General features: G+C 60.2%; 24 protein-coding genes. 16 read left to right on the forward strand and 8 right to left on the reverse strand.

Features of this window, described 5'->3' with window-relative positions; all coding sequences use genetic code 11:
* Positions 1-38 precede the first annotated feature (38 nt).
* Positions 39-422 (forward strand): nuclear transport factor 2 family protein, encoded by a 384-nt coding sequence (locus B7Y89_RS14130; RefSeq protein ID WP_292939141.1) that lies wholly within the window; start codon positions 39-41, stop codon positions 420-422.
* A 58-nt stretch (positions 423-480) separates the two neighbouring features.
* Here the strand turns inward: B7Y89_RS14130 and rpoZ are convergent, their stop codons facing one another.
* A complete protein-coding gene (gene rpoZ, locus B7Y89_RS14135) occupies positions 481-825 on the reverse strand; it encodes a DNA-directed RNA polymerase subunit omega (RefSeq protein WP_292939142.1) in 345 nt (114 codons plus the stop codon).
* 157 nt (positions 826-982) lie between these two features.
* Positions 983-1,132, reverse strand: a complete 150-nt coding sequence (locus tag B7Y89_RS18310) for a hypothetical protein (RefSeq protein ID WP_366416264.1) — start codon at positions 1,130-1,132, stop codon at positions 983-985.
* On the opposite strand from B7Y89_RS18310, the gene B7Y89_RS14140 reads away from it, so the two are divergent.
* Positions 1,103-1,495 carry a hypothetical protein gene (locus B7Y89_RS14140; RefSeq protein ID WP_292939143.1) on the forward strand — a complete coding sequence of 131 codons (393 nt, stop codon included), beginning with the start codon at positions 1,103-1,105 and terminating at the stop codon, positions 1,493-1,495. The two genes, B7Y89_RS18310 and B7Y89_RS14140, sit on opposite strands and share 30 nt — an antisense overlap.
* Before the next feature lie 175 nt (positions 1,496-1,670).
* Here the strand turns inward: B7Y89_RS14140 and B7Y89_RS14145 are convergent, their stop codons facing one another.
* Positions 1,671-3,188, reverse strand: coding sequence for a replicative DNA helicase (locus B7Y89_RS14145; protein ID WP_292939144.1), 1,518 nt, complete (start codon positions 3,186-3,188; stop codon positions 1,671-1,673).
* Positions 3,189-3,306: 118 nt separating this feature from the next.
* On the opposite strand from B7Y89_RS14145, the gene B7Y89_RS14150 reads away from it, so the two are divergent.
* The 4 genes from B7Y89_RS14150 to dcd all read left to right on the forward strand — a co-directional run bounded on the left by B7Y89_RS14150 (position 3,307) and on the right by dcd (position 5,520).
* A complete protein-coding gene (locus tag B7Y89_RS14150) occupies positions 3,307-3,789 on the forward strand; it encodes a UPF0262 family protein (protein ID WP_292939145.1) in 483 nt (160 codons plus the stop codon).
* 65 nt (positions 3,790-3,854) lie between these two features.
* Positions 3,855-4,514 carry a glycoside hydrolase family 25 protein gene (locus tag B7Y89_RS14155; RefSeq protein ID WP_292939146.1) on the forward strand — a complete coding sequence of 220 codons (660 nt, stop codon included), beginning with the start codon at positions 3,855-3,857 and terminating at the stop codon, positions 4,512-4,514.
* Positions 4,511-4,945 (forward strand): cytidine deaminase, encoded by a 435-nt coding sequence (locus B7Y89_RS14160; RefSeq protein ID WP_292939147.1) that lies wholly within the window; start codon positions 4,511-4,513, stop codon positions 4,943-4,945. Before B7Y89_RS14155 ends, B7Y89_RS14160 begins: the two co-directional genes overlap by 4 nt.
* 20 nt (positions 4,946-4,965) lie before the next feature.
* The gene (dcd, locus tag B7Y89_RS14165) at positions 4,966-5,520 is read left to right on the forward strand and encodes a dCTP deaminase (protein ID WP_292939148.1); all 555 of its coding nucleotides are present in this window, start codon (positions 4,966-4,968) and stop codon (positions 5,518-5,520) included.
* Between the two features lie 18 nt (positions 5,521-5,538).
* Here dcd and B7Y89_RS14170 read toward each other — a convergent pair whose 3' ends face one another.
* The gene (locus B7Y89_RS14170; protein WP_292939149.1) at positions 5,539-8,496 is read right to left on the reverse strand and encodes a DUF2339 domain-containing protein; all 2,958 of its coding nucleotides are present in this window, start codon (positions 8,494-8,496) and stop codon (positions 5,539-5,541) included.
* 138 nt (positions 8,497-8,634) lie between these two features.
* Between B7Y89_RS14170 and B7Y89_RS14175 the strand changes: the two genes are divergently transcribed.
* The gene (locus tag B7Y89_RS14175) at positions 8,635-9,219 is read left to right on the forward strand and encodes a TetR/AcrR family transcriptional regulator (RefSeq protein ID WP_292939150.1); all 585 of its coding nucleotides are present in this window, start codon (positions 8,635-8,637) and stop codon (positions 9,217-9,219) included.
* A gap of 2 nt (positions 9,220-9,221) precedes the next feature.
* Here B7Y89_RS14175 and B7Y89_RS14180 read toward each other — a convergent pair whose 3' ends face one another.
* The gene (locus tag B7Y89_RS14180) at positions 9,222-9,662 is read right to left on the reverse strand and encodes a globin domain-containing protein (protein ID WP_292939151.1); all 441 of its coding nucleotides are present in this window, start codon (positions 9,660-9,662) and stop codon (positions 9,222-9,224) included.
* Positions 9,663-9,743: 81 nt separating this feature from the next.
* Between B7Y89_RS14180 and B7Y89_RS14185 the strand changes: the two genes are divergently transcribed.
* Positions 9,744-10,196: an Rrf2 family transcriptional regulator gene (locus B7Y89_RS14185; RefSeq protein WP_292939152.1), complete on the forward strand. Its 453-nt coding sequence runs from the start codon at positions 9,744-9,746 to the stop codon at positions 10,194-10,196.
* Here the strand turns inward: B7Y89_RS14185 and B7Y89_RS14190 are convergent.
* Positions 10,180-10,620, reverse strand: coding sequence for a hypothetical protein (locus B7Y89_RS14190; protein ID WP_292939205.1), 441 nt, complete (start codon positions 10,618-10,620; stop codon positions 10,180-10,182). The genes B7Y89_RS14185 and B7Y89_RS14190 overlap by 17 nt on opposite strands.
* A 388-nt stretch (positions 10,621-11,008) precedes the next feature.
* Here B7Y89_RS14190 and B7Y89_RS14195 point away from each other — a divergent pair, with 388 nt between their 5' ends.
* A complete protein-coding gene (locus B7Y89_RS14195; RefSeq protein ID WP_292939206.1) occupies positions 11,009-12,004 on the forward strand; it encodes an adenosine kinase in 996 nt (331 codons plus the stop codon).
* 222 nt (positions 12,005-12,226) lie between these two features.
* Here B7Y89_RS14195 and B7Y89_RS14200 read toward each other — a convergent pair whose 3' ends face one another.
* Positions 12,227-12,655 carry a CBS domain-containing protein gene (locus B7Y89_RS14200; protein WP_292939153.1) on the reverse strand — a complete coding sequence of 143 codons (429 nt, stop codon included), beginning with the start codon at positions 12,653-12,655 and terminating at the stop codon, positions 12,227-12,229.
* Positions 12,656-12,799: 144 nt separating this feature from the next.
* Between B7Y89_RS14200 and B7Y89_RS14205 the strand changes: the two genes are divergently transcribed.
* The 7 genes from B7Y89_RS14205 to dxs all read left to right on the forward strand — a co-directional run bounded on the left by B7Y89_RS14205 (position 12,800) and on the right by dxs (position 17,731).
* Entirely contained in the window at positions 12,800-13,087 is a 288-nt protein-coding gene (locus B7Y89_RS14205) for a hypothetical protein (RefSeq protein WP_292939154.1), read from the forward strand.
* A 58-nt stretch (positions 13,088-13,145) separates the two neighbouring features.
* The gene (locus B7Y89_RS14210; RefSeq protein WP_292939155.1) at positions 13,146-13,478 is read left to right on the forward strand and encodes an iron-sulfur cluster assembly accessory protein; all 333 of its coding nucleotides are present in this window, start codon (positions 13,146-13,148) and stop codon (positions 13,476-13,478) included.
* Positions 13,478-14,251 carry an exodeoxyribonuclease III gene (xth, locus tag B7Y89_RS14215; RefSeq protein ID WP_292939207.1) on the forward strand — a complete coding sequence of 258 codons (774 nt, stop codon included), beginning with the start codon at positions 13,478-13,480 and terminating at the stop codon, positions 14,249-14,251. Before B7Y89_RS14210 ends, xth begins: the two co-directional genes overlap by 1 nt.
* 143 nt (positions 14,252-14,394) lie before the next feature.
* The gene (locus B7Y89_RS14220; protein ID WP_292939156.1) at positions 14,395-14,526 is read left to right on the forward strand and encodes a hypothetical protein; all 132 of its coding nucleotides are present in this window, start codon (positions 14,395-14,397) and stop codon (positions 14,524-14,526) included.
* A 1-nt stretch (position 14,527) separates the two neighbouring features.
* On the forward strand, positions 14,528-15,205 hold the full coding sequence (gene msrA / locus B7Y89_RS14225; protein ID WP_292939157.1) for a peptide-methionine (S)-S-oxide reductase MsrA: 678 nt from the start codon (positions 14,528-14,530) through the stop codon (positions 15,203-15,205).
* 36 nt (positions 15,206-15,241) lie between these two features.
* Positions 15,242-15,712 carry a transcriptional repressor gene (locus tag B7Y89_RS14230; protein ID WP_292939158.1) on the forward strand — a complete coding sequence of 157 codons (471 nt, stop codon included), beginning with the start codon at positions 15,242-15,244 and terminating at the stop codon, positions 15,710-15,712.
* 96 nt (positions 15,713-15,808) lie between these two features.
* A complete protein-coding gene (gene dxs, locus B7Y89_RS14235; protein WP_292939159.1) occupies positions 15,809-17,731 on the forward strand; it encodes a 1-deoxy-D-xylulose-5-phosphate synthase in 1,923 nt (640 codons plus the stop codon).
* Positions 17,732-18,240: 509 nt separating this feature from the next.
* On the opposite strand, the gene B7Y89_RS14240 is transcribed toward dxs, so the two are convergent.
* Positions 18,241-18,921 carry an NnrU family protein gene (locus B7Y89_RS14240; RefSeq protein WP_292939160.1) on the reverse strand — a complete coding sequence of 227 codons (681 nt, stop codon included), beginning with the start codon at positions 18,919-18,921 and terminating at the stop codon, positions 18,241-18,243.
* Positions 18,922-18,946: the final 25 nt, after the last annotated feature.

An 18,946-nucleotide genomic window follows, 5' to 3' on the forward strand; every position in this document is an offset into this window, starting at 1 on the left:
CCAAAACCGGCCTTCAAACACCTGACGGGAGACGCGGCATGAAACTTGGGTTGGCAGCATGGCATCGCTATATGCTGGGCAATGATCCCGCCTTGCTCGACGAGCTCGTCGCTGATGATGCGGTGTTTCATTCGCCGGTGGTCCACACTCCGCAGGCAGGCCGCGAAAAGGTGATGCTGTACCTGACGGCAGCAGGCCAAGTCTTTGGCAACGGCACCTTCCGCTATGTCCGCGAGTTGACCGATGGGCCAGAGGCCTGCCTTGAATTCGAGTGCGAGATGGACGGAATTGCGGTCAATGGCATCGACCTGATCCGCTTCGATCTGGAAGGACGGATCGTGGATTTCAAAGTCATGGTCCGCCCGATGAAAGCCATGAACAAGGTCTGGGAACTGATGGCCGAGCGGATGGAAAATACGTGACCAACAAAAAACCCCCGGTTTGTCGCCGGGGGTTTTTGCTGTCTGGTTTCGCTGCGGATCAACCGTCGTAATCGGCACCAAGCGACGTGTTGCGCACGGGTGCCGCTGCAGTGATGCGCAGTGCCTCGGCAGATTGCGAGAGCGAGCCGATTTCATCGACTTCATCATCGTCATCCGGCAGCACGCGTTGCAGCGACTGGATCAGGTTTTCCTTGAGCACAGTCGGGCGCACCGTTTCTTCGGCGATTTCACGCAGAGCCACGACCGGGTTTTTATCGCGATCGCGATCTACGGTCAGTTCTGCGCCGCCAGAGATCGAGCGGGCGCGCTCAGCTGCCAGCAGGACGAGGTCAAAACGGTTTGGAATTTTGTCGACGCAATCTTCGACGGTTACGCGCGCCATCAGGGCACTCCGATACACTTGATAAGACGGAAAGACCGGCAGCTAGGCCGCAAGTGTGGAAAAGTCAAGGAAATGCAGAGCCCGTTAGGAGGTCTGCTTCCAAAATCCAATGGACTGAAAACCCAACCTGTTGGCGTTTGCTCACTAGCAAGGCCTTTTAGTGTCTAATCCAATCGTCTTCACACTTCACTTGACCAACCAAACAGGCAGGGTTTCCAGCAATGATTGAGCGGGATGGAAAGGACTTCGTGACGACAGCTCCGGCACCGACCACGCTATGATCGCCAATGCTCACCCCTGGGAGCACCAAACAGCGGTTGGCGAGCCATACGTTTCTTCCGATTCGAACTTTGGCGCAACGCGGTTCGGATCCTTTGTTTACCTGATGGTAGTTGTAATCCATGATCTGGACTCCATCGCCGATCAGGCAATGATCGCCAATCTCGACCTCATCACGACTTTCTATGATGCATCCGTTGTTGATGAAGCACCGTGCACCAATCGAGAGGCGCGCACCTTTAAAGGCGATGATCCGTATTCTGCCATACAAAGAGCGGAAACTGATGCGGGAGCAAAGTTTGAGATCGCCCTCAACCAGAAAGAACGGCGAACGGCCCTCAATCACGATCCGGTCAGCGACCTTGACGCCCTTGAGTCTCAGCAAAGCTGAAACCACAAGTCCCTTTATTGCGCGTCTGTACCGCCTGATCTTATGGTTCATCGCCCGAAGGTTAAAGCTCTTTTGTGAGTTGTCTACCCAAAGGCAGGCTGGCTTGTCTTACAAACCTTGGCCGCGTTTGAAGGGCCAAGACGAACTTCACAATGCGACTGGCAACGCGCATTGCTTACTCGTCATCCCCATAAGAATTGGCGCGCATGTCATCAGGCGCAAGATCGCTGAAGCGGGTGACTTTGGCTTCGAATCGCAGGCGGACTTTGCCGGTGGAGCCGTGGCGCTGTTTGGCCACGATCAATTCGGCAAGGCCGTAAACCCGCTCCATTTCGGCCTGCCATGCGGCATGGGCTTCCTGCGTTTTCGAATCGTCATTGCCCTGCGGCACTTTGGGTTCTTTGGCCGCCACGTAATAGTCTTCGCGGAACACGAACCAGACCATGTCGGCGTCCTGCTCGATAGAGCCTGATTCGCGAAGGTCGGACAGCATCGGGCGTTTGTCTTCGCGTTGTTCCACCGCGCGCGACAACTGCGAGAGCGCGATTACGGGAACTGCAAGTTCTTTGGCCAAAGTCTTGAGCCCACGCGAAATTTCCGAGATTTCATTGACGCGATTATCGCCCGAGCGGCCCGAACCTTGGAGCAACTGGAGGTAATCAACCACGATCAGGCCGATGTCATGGCGGCGCTTCAACCGGCGGGCGCGGGCGCGCAATGCGCCGATGGTCAGCGCCGGGGTGTCATCGATATAGAGTGGCAGTTCGGCAAGGCGCTGGCTGGCGAACGAAAGCTGCTGGAAGTCCTCGCGGCTGATCCGGCCCATGCGCAAGGCTTCGGAACTGATGCCCGATTGTTCGGCCAGAATACGCGTGGCGAGCTGGTCCGCGCTCATTTCCAGGCTGAAGAAGGCGACCCCTGCCCCGACCGAATCCTTGAGCGTGATGCCATCGGCCATATCGCGGCGCAGGCGGTCAGCGGCGTTGAATGCGATGTTGGTGACGAGCGAGGTTTTGCCCATGCCCGGACGTCCGGCAAGGATGATAAGGTCCGAATCGTGCAGGCCGCCGATCTTTTCGTTCACCGACGTCAGGCCAGTGGTCTTGCCCGAAATGTGGCCGCCCGAAAGCAGCGCTTTTTCAATCATTTCAAGCGAAGTGCGGGTGGCAACGCCAAAGCTTTGCGCTTCACTGCCGGTCTGTGCGCCTTCGGCCACGGCATAGAGCGCTGCTTCGGCCTTTTCGACTTGTTCCAGCGGGGCCACCGAATCACTGGTATCAAGCGCGCCTTCGACCAGATTGCGCCCGACGGTGATCAATTCACGCAGCAGCGCCAGATCATAGATCTGTTCGGCCAGTTCACGCGGGTTGAGCAAGCCCTGCCCGTCCGACGTCAACCGCGCGAGATAGGCGGTGCCGCCAAGCTCCTTCAGGCCTTCGTCCGTTTCGAAATAGGGCTTGAGCGTGACCGGCGTGACTACCGCTTTGCGGTCAATAAGCGCCTGAATACGTTCATAAACCCGGCCATGCACAGCGGCAAAGAAGTGGTCTGCCTTTAGCGGGGTTTGCAACTCTTCAAGGATGCGATTGTCGATCAGCACCGCGCCCAGAAAGGCAGCCTCTGCTTCGACGTTGGAAGGAAGGGTGCGAATCTCGGACGGTTCGCGGGACAGAATGGCTTCACTGGCTGACATGGCATGCATAGTGCCCCACTGTGCCCCGTGCGGCAACGGCTGGGGCCTGTGGATAGCGGGGAGTGAATCGGGTAAAGCACTTGCCCGTGCGTCATGCGTCTGTAAGACAGGCTTCCTCATGGCCGACCCGCGCATCTCGCACATTGAGCTGGACGAAGCGACGATCATCTGGCGCAATGCCGATATCGAGCAGGAACGTCGCGTTGCAATTTTCGATCTGATCGAGGAGAACGCGTTTAAACCGGTGCGTTCGTTCACGGCGGGGCACGAGGGCCCCTATCGGTTGCGGCTGGCGGTTGAGGATGGGCGGCTGATCATGGCGGTGGCCAATGATGCCGGGGATGAACTGGAAACAGTGATTCTGGGGCTTGGCCGCTTTCGCCGCCCGATCCGCGAATATTTTGCGATTTGCGACAGTTACTATCAGGCTATTCGCAAAGCGTCAGCGATGGAAATCGAGACGATCGACATGGCGCGGCGCGGCATCCATAATGAGGCGGCAGACATGTTGCTGGAACGGATGGACGGAAAGATCGAAACCGATTTCCCCACCGCGCGGCGGCTCTTTACCCTGATCTGCGTGCTGCATATCAGGGCCTGACTCGAATCTTAGGGCGCGCAAGCTTCATCATGGCCAGAAAGAGGAACCCGGCGCGCAGACGTCTGATGGCGGCATTGCTGCTGGTGGTGCTGATCGCTGCGGGCTTTGCCTGGTGGACGGCGCGCAACTGGCGGCCTGATCGCGCGGATTATCCGGTGCAGGGCGTTTGGCTTAGTGATGATGACGGCCCGGTTGACTGGCGCTTGCTGCGTGGGGCGGGCGCAGATTTCGCTTATCTGACCGCCAGCGAGGGTACCGGCACGCGCGACACGGCGTTTGGCAAAGCGGTTGAGGCAGCGCGCGGACGCGGGATGCAGGTCGGTGCGGTCCATGTCTATGATCTGTGCGCCCCGGCAGAAGCGCAAGCCGCCAACTTTGTAACTGTTGTGCCACGCGATTTCGATTTGCTGCCCCCTGCCATCGCACTCGATATCGATTCGCGTACGTGCCCTGCGGCTCCGGGCGAGGCGCAGATGCAAAGCGAGTTGACGACGTTTCTGAACCAGGTCGAAAAACACGCCGAAAAGCCGGTGATCCTGATGGTTTCAAGCGGGTTGGAGCACCAATATCATCTGGCTGCGATGATTGACCGCAACATCTGGGTTTCGCAGGACTTTCTAGAACCGGGCTATGCCGGACGGCCATGGGTGATGTGGACGGCGACGGGCCGATTGCGGCTTAACGCCACGTCTGGACCGATCCGCTGGGTGGTGGTGCAGCAATGAGCGATGTTTTGGCTGCTAACCGCGACGCGCTGATTGCAGCGGCGCGCACCGCGATGGGCACGGCCTATGCGCCATACTCCGGCTTTCACGTGGGGGCGGCGCTGCTGTTTGATGATGGCGCGATTGTGACCGGCGCGAATTTCGAGAACGCCAGTTATGGGTTGTCGCTCTGCGCGGAGACGGTGGCTTGTTCCATCGCGGCGCATGGCGGACGGCGCGGCGGATTGCTGGCCGTGGCGGTGCTGGGCGGCATGCAGGGACGCGTCGATGCGGCGATCAGCCCGTGCGGGCGTTGCCGGCAGATTTTGAACGAATTGGCAGCACTGGGCGGCACTGATCCGCTGGTGCTGTGCGTGGGTGAACGCGATGTGGTGGAAATGCGCTTGTCAGTGCTATTGCCCAACGCCTTCGGTCCGGCCAATCTTGCCTGAACTGATTTTGGGGAACTGACGTGGCCATTCTTTCTGACAAGTGGATTCGCGAACATGCGTTGAGCGAGGGGATGATCGAGCCTTTCGTCGAGAACCAGCGGCGCGATGGCTGCATCAGCTATGGGCTGTCGTCCTATGGCTATGATGCGCGCGTGGCCGATGAATTCAAGATCTTCACCAATGTCGATTCGGCAATTGTTGACCCCAAGAATTTTGACGGGGCGAGTCTGGTTGATCGCAAGACCGATTGCTGCGTGATCCCCCCCAATTCCTTCGCGCTGGCCCGCACGGTGGAATATTTCCGCATCCCGCGCGACGTGCTGGTGATCTGCCTTGGCAAGAGCACGTATGCGCGCTGCGGCATCATCGTGAACGTCACCCCGCTGGAACCCGGCTGGGAAGGCCATGTGACGCTGGAGTTTTCAAACACCACGCCGCTGCCTGCCAAGATCTATGCCAACGAAGGCGCATGCCAGTTCCTGTTCCTGCAAGGCAACGAGCCGTGCGAGGTCAGCTATGCCGACCGCGCAGGCAAGTACATGGGACAGCGTGGCGTGACCTTGCCGAAGCTTTGAGCGCGTTCAGATGCTGCGTTAACCGGACGTATTGCGCAACTGGCGGCTGTAAAGCCAGCCAATGCCGATCAGGCTGAAGCCCAGTGCGACGAAGCTGGCGATGCGCAGCAGCCCTTCAAGGCCAGCAGCATCAAGCACGAAGACCTTGGCGACGGCGGCCAGCATAAGCACAAGTGACACGATCCGCCAATTGTGCAGCTTTTGACGAATGCCCCACAGCAGGAAGCCGATGGCCAGCGCTATGCCAAGCAAGGAGCGCGCGATGTCTTCTGAATCGCTGAGGCCGGGGGTGACGAGCAGACTGCCGTGGAAGGCCTGACGCAAAGTGGCCCAAGTGAACCCGATAACCATTGCCATCAGGACGGGTTGCTTCAGCTTGGCCGCGATAGTAGCGGACAGGCCGGGAGTGCGTTCCAAAAGCAGGAGGCACAGCGGGAGTAGCACAAACAGCGGGGCGAGCAGGTTGAGCAGCGGCAATGCGCCGACGGCTTGCGCGCTCCACAGCGGATTGTGCAGCATCAGACTGTACCAAGCGGTGTGCAGCGCGGCCGCGGTGGTGAGCGCGATGGCAGCTGTTGTCGCGTTGCGGTTGTGGAGAAGGGCTGCACTGCCGAGCAGAGCCGCTGCCCAGACAAGGCGTTGGGCAAGGCCGTACTGCACGAAATCCGTACCGATCAGCGCGGCAAAGCCGTGGCGGTAGAAGCTGTGCAGGGCAATGCCGCCAAGCACGGCGCCGGTTACGACTAGAGTGATGCGGACGGCGCGCGATGCCTTGTCGCGCAGCAGCCACCATGCACCTGCGATCAGCAGGGCAGGCGCGGCGAGGCGGCGGAGCAGGGCGAGGGGGGCCAATTCTGCGCGGTCGAGCGTTATCGGCACTCCGCCCAATGACCGTGTGGCAAAATCGAGCCAATGCATGACCGGCAGGAAGGCCCAACCTGCGATCAGCGTCAGCAGCAGCGCGCCGGGCACAAGCAGCGGGCGCACGCCCGCTTTGCGCTGGTGCAGGGCGAGCGCGACGAGGCCGAGCGGCGCGGCGAGGGGGAGGGCGATAGGCCGCAGGACTTGGGCCAGCGTGCCATAGGTGAGCAGCGTTGCGGCTGCCTGCGCTCCCCAGCGAACGGCGCGGGTTTGGGCCAAGAGCGCAAAGACAATCGCGCCAAGCGCTGTGCCGGACCAGCGCAGCAAGGATTGCGTGTTGAACGGATTTGCCGAATCGCCGAACAGGGCGGCGAGTTCCATTGATCGGTCCGGCATGGTCGTTGCCAAAAGCATCAGCACTGAAAGGCCGCCGAAACTTGCCGCAACCGGTTCGATGCGGTGATCGCCGGTGCGTGGGGCAAAGACGAGCAGAGCGCAGGCCAGTGCCATGACGCCGACGGGTGCTTGCCAGATGGGCAGGCCGCACCAGATGGCTGCGGTGATCAGGAGCCCGCCGGTTGCGATAAGGGTGGCGAAGCGTTTGTCGTTGCGGCGGTCTACACAATTCCAGCCCAGCGCGGCGCTGGCGAAGACGAGTGCAGCGCCGCCGAGCGAGGCCAGCGTGGTTTCGGCGTCATCGGGGTAGTTGACGTGGCGCAGGGCGAGGATCGGGGCTGACAGTGCAATGGCGGATAGTTCGACCGCGCGCTGAAGCGTTGCCGGTGTCTGCCATAGCCGCGCGAGCAGGGGACCTGCGTGAATGGCCGCCAGCACGAGGGCGATGGTCAGCAGCATCGCCATCGACATGGTGTCCCAGACCATCAGCAGGATGAAGGACAGGACGGCGCTGGTGGTGGGGATGATCGAGAGGTCGAGCAACTTTTCGCGCCACGCCAGGAACTGGCCTGCGCTGGCGAGCAGGGCGAACAAGGCCCAGTGCAGCGGCTGGAACCCGCCCAGCGCGACGAGCAGGCCCAATTGCGCCGCGCCGATGATGGCGGAGATGGCGCGGGTGATGCGCTGTGTGTTTTCGGTGAACACGAACAGCGGGATGAGCAGGGCAAGCAGCGCGACGAAGCCGAAGACCGAGAGCGCGCCGATCAAGGCGAAGGCCTTGCCCGCGATGATCAGCCACAAGCTCCAGCCTGCGCCGCCGACCAGCGCAATCATGGCAAGCCACGGCCAGCGTTGCACGCGGGCGACACCGGCAAGGCCCGCGATGGTGAAGCCGAGATAGGCTGCGAGCAACGGAACGTTGGCATCAAGGCCCATCGTCAATGCAGGCGCGGCAAGGCCGCCCGCAAGGCCGAGCAAGGCCGATGGCATGCCGTGGCGCAGCGAAAGCCACAGCGCGCCGCCGGTGACGAGCGCCAGTCCCGCAAAGGCCGTCATCGGGCCGATCAACCCGTAGAGGCTGTGGGCGACGAGCAGGGCGGCATAGAGTGTGGAAATGCCCGCGCCCGATAGCGCTTGTGCGACGCGTGGATCGGCCACAACATCACGCTTGCGCCATGCCCATTCCGCGCCGCCGATGAGGCCGAGGCCGAACAGCACGCCGCAGATGGCCTGAACGCCGGGGGTGAAGATGCGCCCGAAGAAGCCTGCATCGATGGCATATTTGACGATGAGGACGCCTGCAATGGCCAGCGTGATGCCGCCTGCCCAGATTGGCAATTTGCGGCCGAACAAGTCTTCGAAATTGAATGCGGGACCGGTTTTGACAGGGGCGGGTTTTGGCGTTTGTTGATGAAGTACTGGCGCAGGAGCTTGTGGTTCAGGTTCCGGCGCGGTTTTTATCACCACGGGCACTGTGACGCGGGCCTCGCGGGGCGGGAGGGGCGCGGCGGGTACTGGAGCTGCCGGTTCGGGCGCGCTTTGCGATGGGGGCGGGGTGGCTGGTGTTTCACGTGGAACAGGCTGCGCTTCTGCGGCGATGCGGCGGCGCAGTTCGTTTTCCACCAGTAGCAGCCGGTGTTCGGTGCGCGACAGCCGTGAACGCGTGTTCAGCAGCAGGCCGCCCCCGATGAACATCAACACTGTGACGATCAATTCCATGCCCAGTTCCCCTATTCGAATCGGGGGTGTATCGCAAAATTGATCGGCGTTCAATTATTTTATTAGACGGTGTTCAGTTTAGCGCGTAAAGTCAAACCAAGCACATGAATCACCGGCGAAAACATTGGGGCGCAAACCATGGGACGCAGGTCCGATCACAGCCGCGCGGAATTGAGCGAGATTATCGTGGCGGCAGGATACCGCCATATGGAAGAAGTTGGCTTTGCGCATTTTTCCGCGCGCGAGGTGGCCAAGCGCATCGGCTATTCCATCGGCACGATCTACAACGTGTTCGGCAGCTATGATGCGCTGATTCTGGCCATAAACGGGCGCACGCTGGCGTTGTGGCGCGATTATCTGGAGCGGCGGCTGGAGCAATCGCAAGGGGGCAGGCTGGGCCACGCGATTGAAGCCTATTTCGAATTTGCGGCAAAACACCGCCACGCTTGGGCTGCGATTTATGATTTCCGGCTGCCCGACGACCTTAGCCCGCCCGAAACCTATCAGGCGCAAGTGCGTGCGATTTTTGACATTGTAGTGGCCGAGGTGCGCGCGGCATTGCCCGCAACACGCAAGGGCGAGGCTGCAAGCTTGACGCGGTCCTTGCTGGCAACCGTTCATGGCCATTGCGTGTTCGCCATGAACGGCACGTTTGCCATGCTGGGTGAGCACGAGCCTGCGCGTGCGGTACTGGACCGCGTGCGCGAGGCTGTGGCATCATAAGATCAGGCGGCGGCGTAGGCTTCTGCTTCAGCCGCGATGAGAATGTCGGCAAGCATCCAGTACGCTTCGCCCCATGCGGCCAGCACTTCATCGGTTGCGGTATCAGCGCCCAGAACGTCGCGAATGGCGGGCAAAAGCGCTTCTGCTACCAGCGGATAATGTTCTGCTTTTACACCGCTTTCCACGTGGCGGGCGACCATGCGGTTAACGGCAGGGCCAAGGTTTTCAAGCTTGTCGATGTTTTTGGCATAAGCGAGAATTGCGCCTGCCAGACGGCGCGGCTGTTCGCCGCTGTCCTGCGCAGCTTTATCAAACATCGCTGCGGCCTCGGCGTTCTGGAACAGCCGTGCATACATGGCCGTGGTGATGGCAAGCCCATGCTTTTCAATGGCGGGTGCAGTAGCCTTGACGATGGTTTTGGCGTGTTCGGAAGCAGTGCGCATGGGGTCTCTCCAATCAGGTAATTCATATACCGGTATTAAAAATGCTTGATTAAGGCAAGCGAAAATTCGACAGGATGAAGCATGCAATTGACCCAGCACACCGATTTTGGATTGCGCCTGCTCATTATGCTCGCGCGCAATGACGAAGCGATTGCCCTGCCTTCATTCGCAGCGCAGCAGGGGCTGAGCTACAACCATGTGGCAAAAGTTGCGCAGGCACTGGTCCACGAAGGGTTTGCCGTGTCCCGGCGCGGGCGCAATGGCGGGATCACCCTGGCACGACCGGCCGCCGACATTCGCGTGGGCGACGTTGTCCGCAAACTGGAACGCGGCATGCGGCTGGCCGATTGTGCAAATTGTGCACTGAAACATGACTGCGCGTTAAGCAGTGTTCTGGCCGAGGCGCTGGCGGCGTTTATGGCGGTGCTTGATCGCTACAGCTTGGCCGATGTTGCGCAAAGTGGCGTTCCGGCCTTTGCGCCGTGGGCAATGTTGCCCACTGTGCCGACCTGCGCGGTTATGGGGCCTTCCTGAGCGCGGCGACGCACGCCGCGCGGTCAACATCGCGTCCATCGCCGCGCCGGGCATCGACGTAAGTTGCGGTGGCGCGCGATGAACCGGGTTGCGGATAGAGATAGACGTCGAGAATGCAGGCCGTTCCGGTCCATTGCAGCTTGCGTGCATCGTCTTCGATCAGATCAAGCCGGGGCGTGCCGAAAATCCGGCCCAATTGCAGCGCATCGGCACCGATCACGCTTTCAAGGCCGGGGATCATCTGGATTTGCGCAGAGGGCCGCGTGACGGGGGCAGGACGCGGCACATTTGTGCGGACAGGCGGCGCAACAGAACGGACCTGGGCAGGGCCGCCCGATGATGTTGCCCCCCCGCCGCAAGATGCGAGCAGGAGCGACATGGGCGCAAGTGCGGCAAGCGCAACGGTGGAGCGGGTAAACGGCATAATCACATTCGCGGGAATGGCGCGGCCTGCCCACCGGGTCAACGCCGCAGCCAACCTTCTGGCGCATCACGCGCGCACTTCAGCGCGGCTACTATGGTGGAATCGAAGTTCGTAACTTTAATGGATCGTCACCCTGAACTTGTTTCAGGGTCCATTCCTCCGCGCGCACTTACGCCCGAATATTGCAGCAAACCGGGCCGCTGCGCTGCCGCGAGGCGCAAGTGCGCGCGGCACGATGGATGCTGAAACAAGTTCAGCATGACGAAGAATTTATGAGATGAACTTCAGTTCCATCTGGCTCTTGGCTGCGCTTGCCGCAATCAGGCGAAGTCGCTAGGCGGTGCGCGAACATTTATTCACGCACCAGATTGAACAGGGCCACCGCCAAATGTCCGAACCGCTTTATGACGTCATCGCCATCGGCAACGCCATCGTCGATGTCATGGCACCGTGTGATGATGCCGACATTGACCAGCTTGGGCTGGCCAAAGGCGGGATGACTCTGGTTGATACCGACCGCGCCCGCGAACTGTACGATGCGATGGGGCCTGCGCGCGAGATTTCGGGCGGATCAGCCGCGAATACTTTGGCAGGGCTTGCTGCGCTGGGGGCAAAATGTGCGTTCATCGGGCAGGTTGCAGACGACCAGTTGGGCGAAGTGTTTGCCCATGACATTCGCGCTGGCGGCATCGCCTTTGATACCGCCGCGCGCGAAAGCGATCCGCCAACGGCGCGATGCCTGATCTTTGTGACGCCCGATGGCCAGCGTACGATGAACACGTTCCTGGGTGCATCGCAATTCCTGCCCGCAGCGGCGCTGGATGACGCGACCATCGCAGCCGCCAGCATCCTGTATCTGGAAGGGTATTTGTGGGACCCCGAAGAGCCGCGCAAGGCGATGCGCCGCGCGATTGCGGCGGCACGCAATGCAGGGCGCAAAGTGGCGTTCACGCTGTCTGATGCGTTCGTGATTTCGCGTCATGGTGATGATTTCCGCGCGCTGATCGACGCGGGCGAGATCGACATTCTGTTTGCCAACGAACATGAACTGGCGGCGCTGACGGGCGTGGAAGATTTCCACGCCGGGATGGAACAATTGGCTGCCAAAGTGCCGACTGTTGTCGTTACCCGCAGTGAAAACGGCGCGCATGCAGTAAGCGGCGGGGAAAGCGCGCATGTGCCTGCTGAGCCCATTGACAAGGTTGTGGACACGACCGGAGCGGGTGATCTGTTTGCGGCAGGGTTCCTGTTCGGCCATGTGCGCGGCCGTTCATTGGCCGAGTGCCTGACGCTGGGCGCGATTTGCGCGGCGGAGATCATTTCGCACTATGGCGCGCGGCCAGAGGCGGACTTGCAGGAACTGGTTGCAGCGCGGCTGGGTTGATTGCTGCTTTTAGAGCGGGATGACGTTACACTGACTCAGATCTCCGTTCGTGTCGAGCGAAGTCGAGACACTTTGCGCGGTGTCTCGACTTCGCTCGACACGAACGGGACTTTTTTGAATCCGTGTAAAGTCATCACGATCTAAGACGCGTAAGAGCGTAAGGTCCACCCCCGACCCCTCCCGCAAGCGGGGGGGGGGAGAAGGGTGGCCTTCGCGGCAGGTTCAGGCCTGCTGGATGTAGGACCGCATGGCGTCGGCTTCGGCTTCAATCTTGTCGATGCGGTATTTTACCAGATCTCCGATCGAGACGAAGGCGACCATCGTGCCGCCATCGACCACGGGCAAGTGGCGGAAGCGGCGCTGGGTCATCAGGGCGAGCGCTTCGAGCACGGAGGTGCCCGACGTGATAGTGATGACCGGCGCGGTCATCATGTCGCGCACTTTCATGTGCAGCGCAGCTTCGCCGTGTTTGTGCAGGCAGCGCATCATGTCGCGTTCGGAAAAGATGCCTGCAACGCCGGTTTCGCCATCACGCACGGGAAGCGCACCGATCCGGTGCTCGGCCAGCATGGTGATGGCATCCGACACGTTGTCGTCTGCACTGCAGCTCCACACTTCACCGCGTCCGGCAATAACTTGGGCAATTGTCATGGCATCCTCCGATTGGTTGATGGCCGCGCATGCGCCTTTGGGCGTCTTGCGTTCCATTGGTCTCCCTGCTGGATCATGACACCGATTCGGCCCTTGCGAAAGCATTTGCCTTCACCATTTTGATGCGCAAAGGTTCGAACGCTAATGGCAAGCCATTCCCCGCTGGATGATCCCATCAACGCAAGCTTTGCGTGGGCGCGTTATCGCATGCTGATGAAGTGGATGGGCGCTTTTGCCGGCCTTGTCGTGCTGGCGGTACTGGTGCTGCTTTATTTCTGGTACGGGTTTGTTTCGATCCACTTGTACATCGCCACGGCTTTGGGCGTGGGACTGACGATCATGTTGATGGCCGCGCTGATGGGACTGGTGTTCCTGTCCAGCGGAACGGGCCACGACGAATCAATCGAAGACCCGTTCGAGGATGTTCGCTAATCCGGCGCTGTGTGGTTCAGGCGTTGAGGTTTGGCTGCATAGCCCCTATCTTGTGCCCATGTCTGAACCTGTCATCTCGCTCGCCCCAAGCGCTGCCGCGCGCGTTGCCACCATCGCGGCCAAGCAGGACAAGCCTGCAATCCTGCGGCTGTCGGTCGAAGGGGGCGGCTGTTCGGGCTTTCAATACAAATTCGGGCTGGCCGATGCGCCGGAAGCTGATGATACGATTGCCGAGACTGAAGGCGTGAAACTGCTGGTTGATTCTGTCAGCCTTGGCCTGCTGGAAGGCAGTGTGGTGGAATATGTGGAATCGCTGGGCGGTGCGGCCTTCCGGGTGAGCAATCCGCAAGCGGCATCGGGCTGTGGCTGCGGTTCCTCGTTCGCCATATGATCAAAGTTGCATCGTTCAATATCAACGGGATCAAGGCCCGGTTGCCGCGCTTGCTGGAATGGCTGGAGGAAACCCGGCCATCTGTTGCGTGTTTGCAAGAGATCAAGACGCAGGATGAGGGCTTTCCCGCCGCCGAGTTCGAGAAGATCGGCTATCATGCGATCTGGCACGGGCAGAAAGGCTTTAACGGCGTTGCCATCCTGGCTGACGGAGAAAAGCCGGTAGAGGTGCAGCGCGGGCTGGTGGGGGAGCCCGAGGACGAACATTCGCGCTATCTTGAGGCCGATGTGTTCGGCGTGCGCGTGGCGTGCATCTATTTGCCCAATGGCAATCCGCAGCCGGGGCCGAAGTTTGATTACAAGCTGCGCTGGATGGAGCGGCTGCGCACCCGCATGGCGCAGATTGCCGCCGAGGAAGTGCCTGCGCTGGTGATTGGCGATTACAACGTGATCCCTGAAGACAAGGACACCTATTCGGTCAAGGCGATGGCCGATGATGCGCTGATGCAGCCTGAATCGCGCGATGCCTATCGCCGGTTGCTCAACGATGGCTGGACCGATGCGATTGACCTGTTCAATCCGCAGGGCGGGGTGTGGACGTTCTGGGACTATCAGGCAGGGGCCTGGCAGCGTGACCACGGCTTCCGCATCGATCACGCGTTGCTTTCGCCCGAACTGGCTGACAGGTTGATCGCAGCGGGCGTGGACAAGGATTATCGCGGGCGCGAAAAGGCGAGCGATCATGCGCCGGTCTGGGTGCAATTGCGCGCGTAGAATCGGCCTGCCGCAGGCAAGCAACGCTTTGCGGAAAGAGGGTCGGCATCAAAGTGCAGCTGTGCATGGCGTCACCTCACGTTAAGACTGCCGGCGGCAATGCAGAGTCTGACGTTAACTGACCGCAATTTGAAAGCACGACGATGGGCCTGTTCAAGCCTGACTTTTTCCGATCACTGGCATTCGGCTTCCTGATGGGCATTGCGGTGATGGGCCTGACGGCGGGGGCCACGGCGTTTGCGTCTGCGGATTTGACCGACCAGGTTGGCCAGTAACATGGTGCGGCGCACCCTTGCTGCATTGATCGCTGTGGGGGTGATGACTGCGGCATGCCAGCAGACTGCGCTTGCCGAAGAGGTGATGGCAACGCCTGCAGCTGCGGTGCAAGCCAATGAAACGCCGGGCAAGAAAGTGGCCGTGTTTGCAGGTGGCTGCTTTTGGGGCATCGAAGGCGTGTTCAGCCATTTGAAGGGCGTGACCAGCGTCGTTTCAGGCTATCACGGCGGGGCGAAGAAAGACGCTTCTTACGATACGGTAGGCACCGGACGGACCGGCCACGCCGAGGCGGTGCGGGTGACCTATGATCCTGCCAAAATCCGCTATGACCAATTGCTGCAGGTGTTCTTTGCAGTGGGGGCAAACCCGACGCAGTTGAATTATCAAGGCCCTGATCACGGTACGCAATATCGCAACGCATTGGTACCGATGGACAAAGAGCAAGTGCGCGTCGCGGCAGGGTATCTGGCGCAATTGAAGCGGCTGGACTTGTGGAAGAAGCCGGTGGTGACGACGGTGGAGCCGTACAAGGCGTTTTATCCGGCCGAGAGCTATCATCAGGACTTCATGGTCAACAATCCGAACCATGGCTATATCCGCCGGTGGGACGCACCCAAGGTGGCGGCGTTGAGGCGGATGTTCCCCGATCTGTACAAGTCGGTGTTTACGCGTAACTGATTTGCGCTTCGGGCAAGCGCGCCCTATCTTGGCGATATGTCCGGACACCATCACCACCACGACTTTGCTGGCGAAAAGCTGGTTGACGCTGCGCGCCATGCGCTTGTCGAAGCGGGCGAACAGTGGACTGATATGCGTGCCGATGTGTTTGCGGCGCTGGCGGCGCGCGAAAAACCGGCCTCGGCCTATGATATTGCCGAGAGCGTGGGGGCCAGCCGGGGCAAGCGGGTAGCGGCCAATTCGGTGTACCGCATCCTTGACCTGTTTGTGCGCACCAATCTGGCGCGGCGGATCGAAAGCGCGAACGCTTATGTGGCCAATAGCCATCCCGGATGCCGCCATGATTGCATTTTCCTGATCTGCGATACGTGCGGTGCGGTGACGCATATCGATGATGACAGCTTGACCGGTGCCTTGCGTGCGGCGGCGCAAATTTCGGGCTTTGCCGAAGTGCGTCCGGTGGTGGAACTGCGCGGATTGTGCAGCCGGTGCGGCGAGGGGGAATAAGCGCCTGTGCCCCTTTCACATGCCTCTTTCAAACGATGACAGTTTGCCTATACGGGAAGTTCGACACGACCAATGCAACGGTGTAGAGAATAAAAAATGAGTCCAGTATTGGCGACACCGTTGCTCGACACGGTAGATAAACCCGCAGACCTTCGCATGCTTGCGCCGACCCAGCTTCGTCAGCTGGCCGATGAACTGCGCGCGGAAATGATCTCGGCGGTTGGCACGACCGGCGGCCATCTGGGTTCCGGCCTTGGCGTGGTTGAATTGACCGTGGCGCTGCATTACGTGTTCAATACGCCCGAGGACCGCTTGATCTGGGATGTGGGCCATCAAGCCTATCCGCACAAGATCATCACCGGACGGCGTGACCGCATCCGCACATTGCGCCAGCCCGGCGGGCTGTCCGGCTTTACCAAGCGCAGCGAGAGCGAATACGACCCGTTCGGCACCGCGCATTCTTCAACGTCGATCTCGGCCGCGCTGGGCTTTGCCATTGCCAACAAGATGACGAATCGCCCGGGCCGGGGTATTGCCGTGATCGGTGATGGCGCGATGAGCGCGGGCATGGCCTATGAGGCGATGAACAACGCGCAGGCGGCGGGCAACCGGCTCGTCGTGATCCTCAATGATAACGATATGTCGATTGCGCCGCCGGTGGGCGGGCTTTCGGCCTATCTGGCACGGCTGGTATCGTCGCGCCCGTTCCTGGGCATGCGCGAAATCGTGCGCCGTCTTGCGCAAAAACTGCCCCGCCCCTTGCACGAAGCGGCCCGCAAAACCGACGAGTTTGCGCGCGGCATGGCGATGGGCGGCACACTGTTTGAAGAACTGGGCTTCTATTACGTCGGCCCGATTGATGGCCACAACATCGACCAGTTGATCCCCATTCTGGAAAATGTGCGTGATGCCGCCGAAGGCCCGTGCCTGATCCATGTGGTGACGCAAAAGGGCAAGGGTTATGCCCCGGCTGAAGCGGCGGCTGACAAGTATCATGGCGTGCAGAAGTTCGATGTGGGCACAGGCGAACAGGTCAAGGCCAAGGCATCTGCCCCTGCGTACCAGAACGTGTTTGGCGAAACATTGGCCAAGCTGGCTGACAGTGATCCGCGCATTTGTGCGATTACCGCAGCCATGCCCGGTGGTACCGGCGTGGACAAATTTGCCACGGCCCACCCTGACCGGACGTTCGATGTGGGCATTGCCGAACAGCATGCGGTGACATTTGCCGCAGGGCTTGCTGCCGAAGGCATGCGCCCGTTCTGCGCGATCTATTCCACGTTCCTGCAACGCGCGTTCGACCAGGTTGTGCATGACGTTGCGATCCAGAACCTGCCCGTCCGCTTTGCGATTGACCGCGCCGGACTGGTCGGGGCCGATGGTGCGACCCATGCCGGATCGTTTGATATTACTTATCTGGCAACGCTGCCCAATCTTGTGGTGATGGCGGCGGCTGACGAAGCCGAACTGGCGCATATGACCTATACCGCAGCCTGCCACGATAGCGGGCCGATTGCGTTCCGCTATCCGCGCGGAAATGGTACCGGCGTGGCCATGCCAGAGGTGCTGGAACGGCTGGAAATCGGCAAGGGCCGGATCGTGCGCCACGGTTCAAAGGTGGCGCTGCTATCGCTCGGCACGCGTCTGGCCGAGGCGATGAAGGCGGCTGACCAGCTGGAGGCCAAAGGCCTTTCCACCACGGTTGCCGACTTGCGCTTTGCCAAGCCGCTGGACGAGGCGCTGATCCGCCAGTTGATGATCACGCATGAAGTGATCATCACGGTGGAAGAAGGGTCGATCGGCGGGCTTGGCGCGCATGTGCTGACGCTGGCCAGCGATGAAGGGCTGACCGATGCAGGCCTGAAAATTCGCACGATGCGCCTGCCCGATGTGTTTCAGGACCACGGTGCGCCGGACAAGCAATATGACGAGGCGGGGCTGAACGCGCCGCATATTGTGGAAACCGTGCTGAAAGCCTTGCGCCACAACAGCGCCGGAGTTGGCGAAGCCCGCGCCTGAGGCAGTGGCGCGAGTGGCACGGAACTGAAGTTCACTACATTGTCGTCATCTCGGGCTTGACCCGGGATCCCGCTGTTTTTCTTTTTGGCGCAAAGGCGCCAAAAAAAGCCTTGCCCCGGGTCAAGCCCGGGGTGACTAAATGATGTGGCGAATTTCAGATTTACATGATTAGGTCGTGATGACTTTACACTGATCCAAAGCAAGTCCCGTTCGTGTCGAGCGAAGTCGGAAGTTTATCCTGAGTGTTTCGAAGGGCTCGACACGAACGGAGATCTGAGTCAGGTTAACGTCATCCCGCTCTAGTATGGTGGAATCGAAGTTCGCAATTTTAATGGATCGTCACCCTGAACTTGTTTCAGGGTCCATTCCTCCACGCGCACTTACGCCCGAATTTTGCAGCAAACCGGGCCATTGCGCTGCCGCGAGGCGAAAGTGCGCGGGGCAAGATGGATGCTGAAACAAGTTCAGCATGACGAAGAATTTATGAGATGAACTTCAGTTCCATGTAACTAACCAAGCCAGAGCCACGGACCTGCGGGGATGCCGAACACTTCCCAGTGAACCACGGTGGCGATGAACCACAGCACTGCTGCGACCAGCCATGTTGCCTTGAGCCGCGTGAATTGGCGCACGTCGGGCCAGAACGATGTGCGGCGCTGCCACGGTTCAAACTCGCGCGTGTTTTCGGCAAGTTTGCGCTGGTCCTGAAAGTGTGAGCCGAGCAGGCCAAGCAGGATCAGCGATCCCATGAATATGATCACGCGCAGTTCGGGTGCAACGATGATGTGCCCCAAGGCCCAAAGGCTGAAGCCCCACATCATCGGGTGACGGGTGATGGTGAATACGCCGGTGGGAATAACCGTGCCCAGTCCCGCAGCCTTTGCACCGGGCAGGGCAGGGTTTCGTGCGAAAGACGGGATGATCAGTGCAAGCGCAATGATGGTCAGGATGCTGCCAATGATCCATGCGAAAGGATGCATGCCATTCCACAGCGGCGCGGTTGCAGACGCCCGGTCATAGGCCACGGCGCCCCATGCGAATGTGCCCAGCGAAACCAGTGAATAGAACAGCAGGAACCACTGCGCACCCAATGCTGAAACAAGCGGCCGTCGCAACGGCCCGGACATCAGAAAATGGGTCAGGACAAAGCTGGCCATGGCGAGGGCCAGAGGAAGGATTGTGTTGTCCATAGATGATGCTGCCTTACCCTGCGTT

Source organism: Novosphingobium sp. 32-60-15 (assembly GCF_002280675.1).
Taxonomy (GTDB): Bacteria; Pseudomonadota; Alphaproteobacteria; order Sphingomonadales; family Sphingomonadaceae; genus Novosphingobium.

What these genes read in the sequence shown, in the direction of transcription:
- B7Y89_RS14130 (WP_292939141.1), top strand. Translation starts at nt 39, where the DNA reads ATGAAACTTGGGTTGGCAGCATGGCATCGCTATATGCTGGGCAATGAT.
- rpoZ (WP_292939142.1), bottom strand. Translation starts at nt 825, where the DNA reads ATGGCGCGCGTAACCGTCGAAGATTGCGTCGACAAAATTCCAAACCGT.
- B7Y89_RS14140 (WP_292939143.1), top strand. Translation starts at nt 1,103, where the DNA reads ATGATCGCCAATGCTCACCCCTGGGAGCACCAAACAGCGGTTGGCGAG.
- B7Y89_RS14145 (WP_292939144.1), bottom strand. Translation starts at nt 3,188, where the DNA reads ATGTCAGCCAGTGAAGCCATTCTGTCCCGCGAACCGTCCGAGATTCGC.
- B7Y89_RS14150 (WP_292939145.1), top strand. Translation starts at nt 3,307, where the DNA reads ATGGCCGACCCGCGCATCTCGCACATTGAGCTGGACGAAGCGACGATC.
- B7Y89_RS14155 (WP_292939146.1), top strand. Translation starts at nt 3,855, where the DNA reads ATGGCGGCATTGCTGCTGGTGGTGCTGATCGCTGCGGGCTTTGCCTGG.
- B7Y89_RS14160 (WP_292939147.1), top strand. Translation starts at nt 4,511, where the DNA reads ATGAGCGATGTTTTGGCTGCTAACCGCGACGCGCTGATTGCAGCGGCG.
- B7Y89_RS14170 (WP_292939149.1), bottom strand. Translation starts at nt 8,496, where the DNA reads ATGGAATTGATCGTCACAGTGTTGATGTTCATCGGGGGCGGCCTGCTG.
- B7Y89_RS14175 (WP_292939150.1), top strand. Translation starts at nt 8,635, where the DNA reads ATGGGACGCAGGTCCGATCACAGCCGCGCGGAATTGAGCGAGATTATC.
- B7Y89_RS14180 (WP_292939151.1), bottom strand. Translation starts at nt 9,662, where the DNA reads ATGCGCACTGCTTCCGAACACGCCAAAACCATCGTCAAGGCTACTGCA.
- B7Y89_RS14185 (WP_292939152.1), top strand. Translation starts at nt 9,744, where the DNA reads ATGCAATTGACCCAGCACACCGATTTTGGATTGCGCCTGCTCATTATG.
- B7Y89_RS14190 (WP_292939205.1), bottom strand. Translation starts at nt 10,620, where the DNA reads ATGCCGTTTACCCGCTCCACCGTTGCGCTTGCCGCACTTGCGCCCATG.
- B7Y89_RS14195 (WP_292939206.1), top strand. Translation starts at nt 11,009, where the DNA reads ATGTCCGAACCGCTTTATGACGTCATCGCCATCGGCAACGCCATCGTC.
- B7Y89_RS14200 (WP_292939153.1), bottom strand. Translation starts at nt 12,655, where the DNA reads ATGACAATTGCCCAAGTTATTGCCGGACGCGGTGAAGTGTGGAGCTGC.
- B7Y89_RS14205 (WP_292939154.1), top strand. Translation starts at nt 12,800, where the DNA reads ATGGCAAGCCATTCCCCGCTGGATGATCCCATCAACGCAAGCTTTGCG.
- B7Y89_RS14210 (WP_292939155.1), top strand. Translation starts at nt 13,146, where the DNA reads ATGTCTGAACCTGTCATCTCGCTCGCCCCAAGCGCTGCCGCGCGCGTT.
- B7Y89_RS14220 (WP_292939156.1), top strand. Translation starts at nt 14,395, where the DNA reads ATGGGCCTGTTCAAGCCTGACTTTTTCCGATCACTGGCATTCGGCTTC.
- msrA (WP_292939157.1), top strand. Translation starts at nt 14,528, where the DNA reads ATGGTGCGGCGCACCCTTGCTGCATTGATCGCTGTGGGGGTGATGACT.
- B7Y89_RS14230 (WP_292939158.1), top strand. Translation starts at nt 15,242, where the DNA reads ATGTCCGGACACCATCACCACCACGACTTTGCTGGCGAAAAGCTGGTT.
- dxs (WP_292939159.1), top strand. Translation starts at nt 15,809, where the DNA reads ATGAGTCCAGTATTGGCGACACCGTTGCTCGACACGGTAGATAAACCC.
- B7Y89_RS14240 (WP_292939160.1), bottom strand. Translation starts at nt 18,921, where the DNA reads ATGGACAACACAATCCTTCCTCTGGCCCTCGCCATGGCCAGCTTTGTC.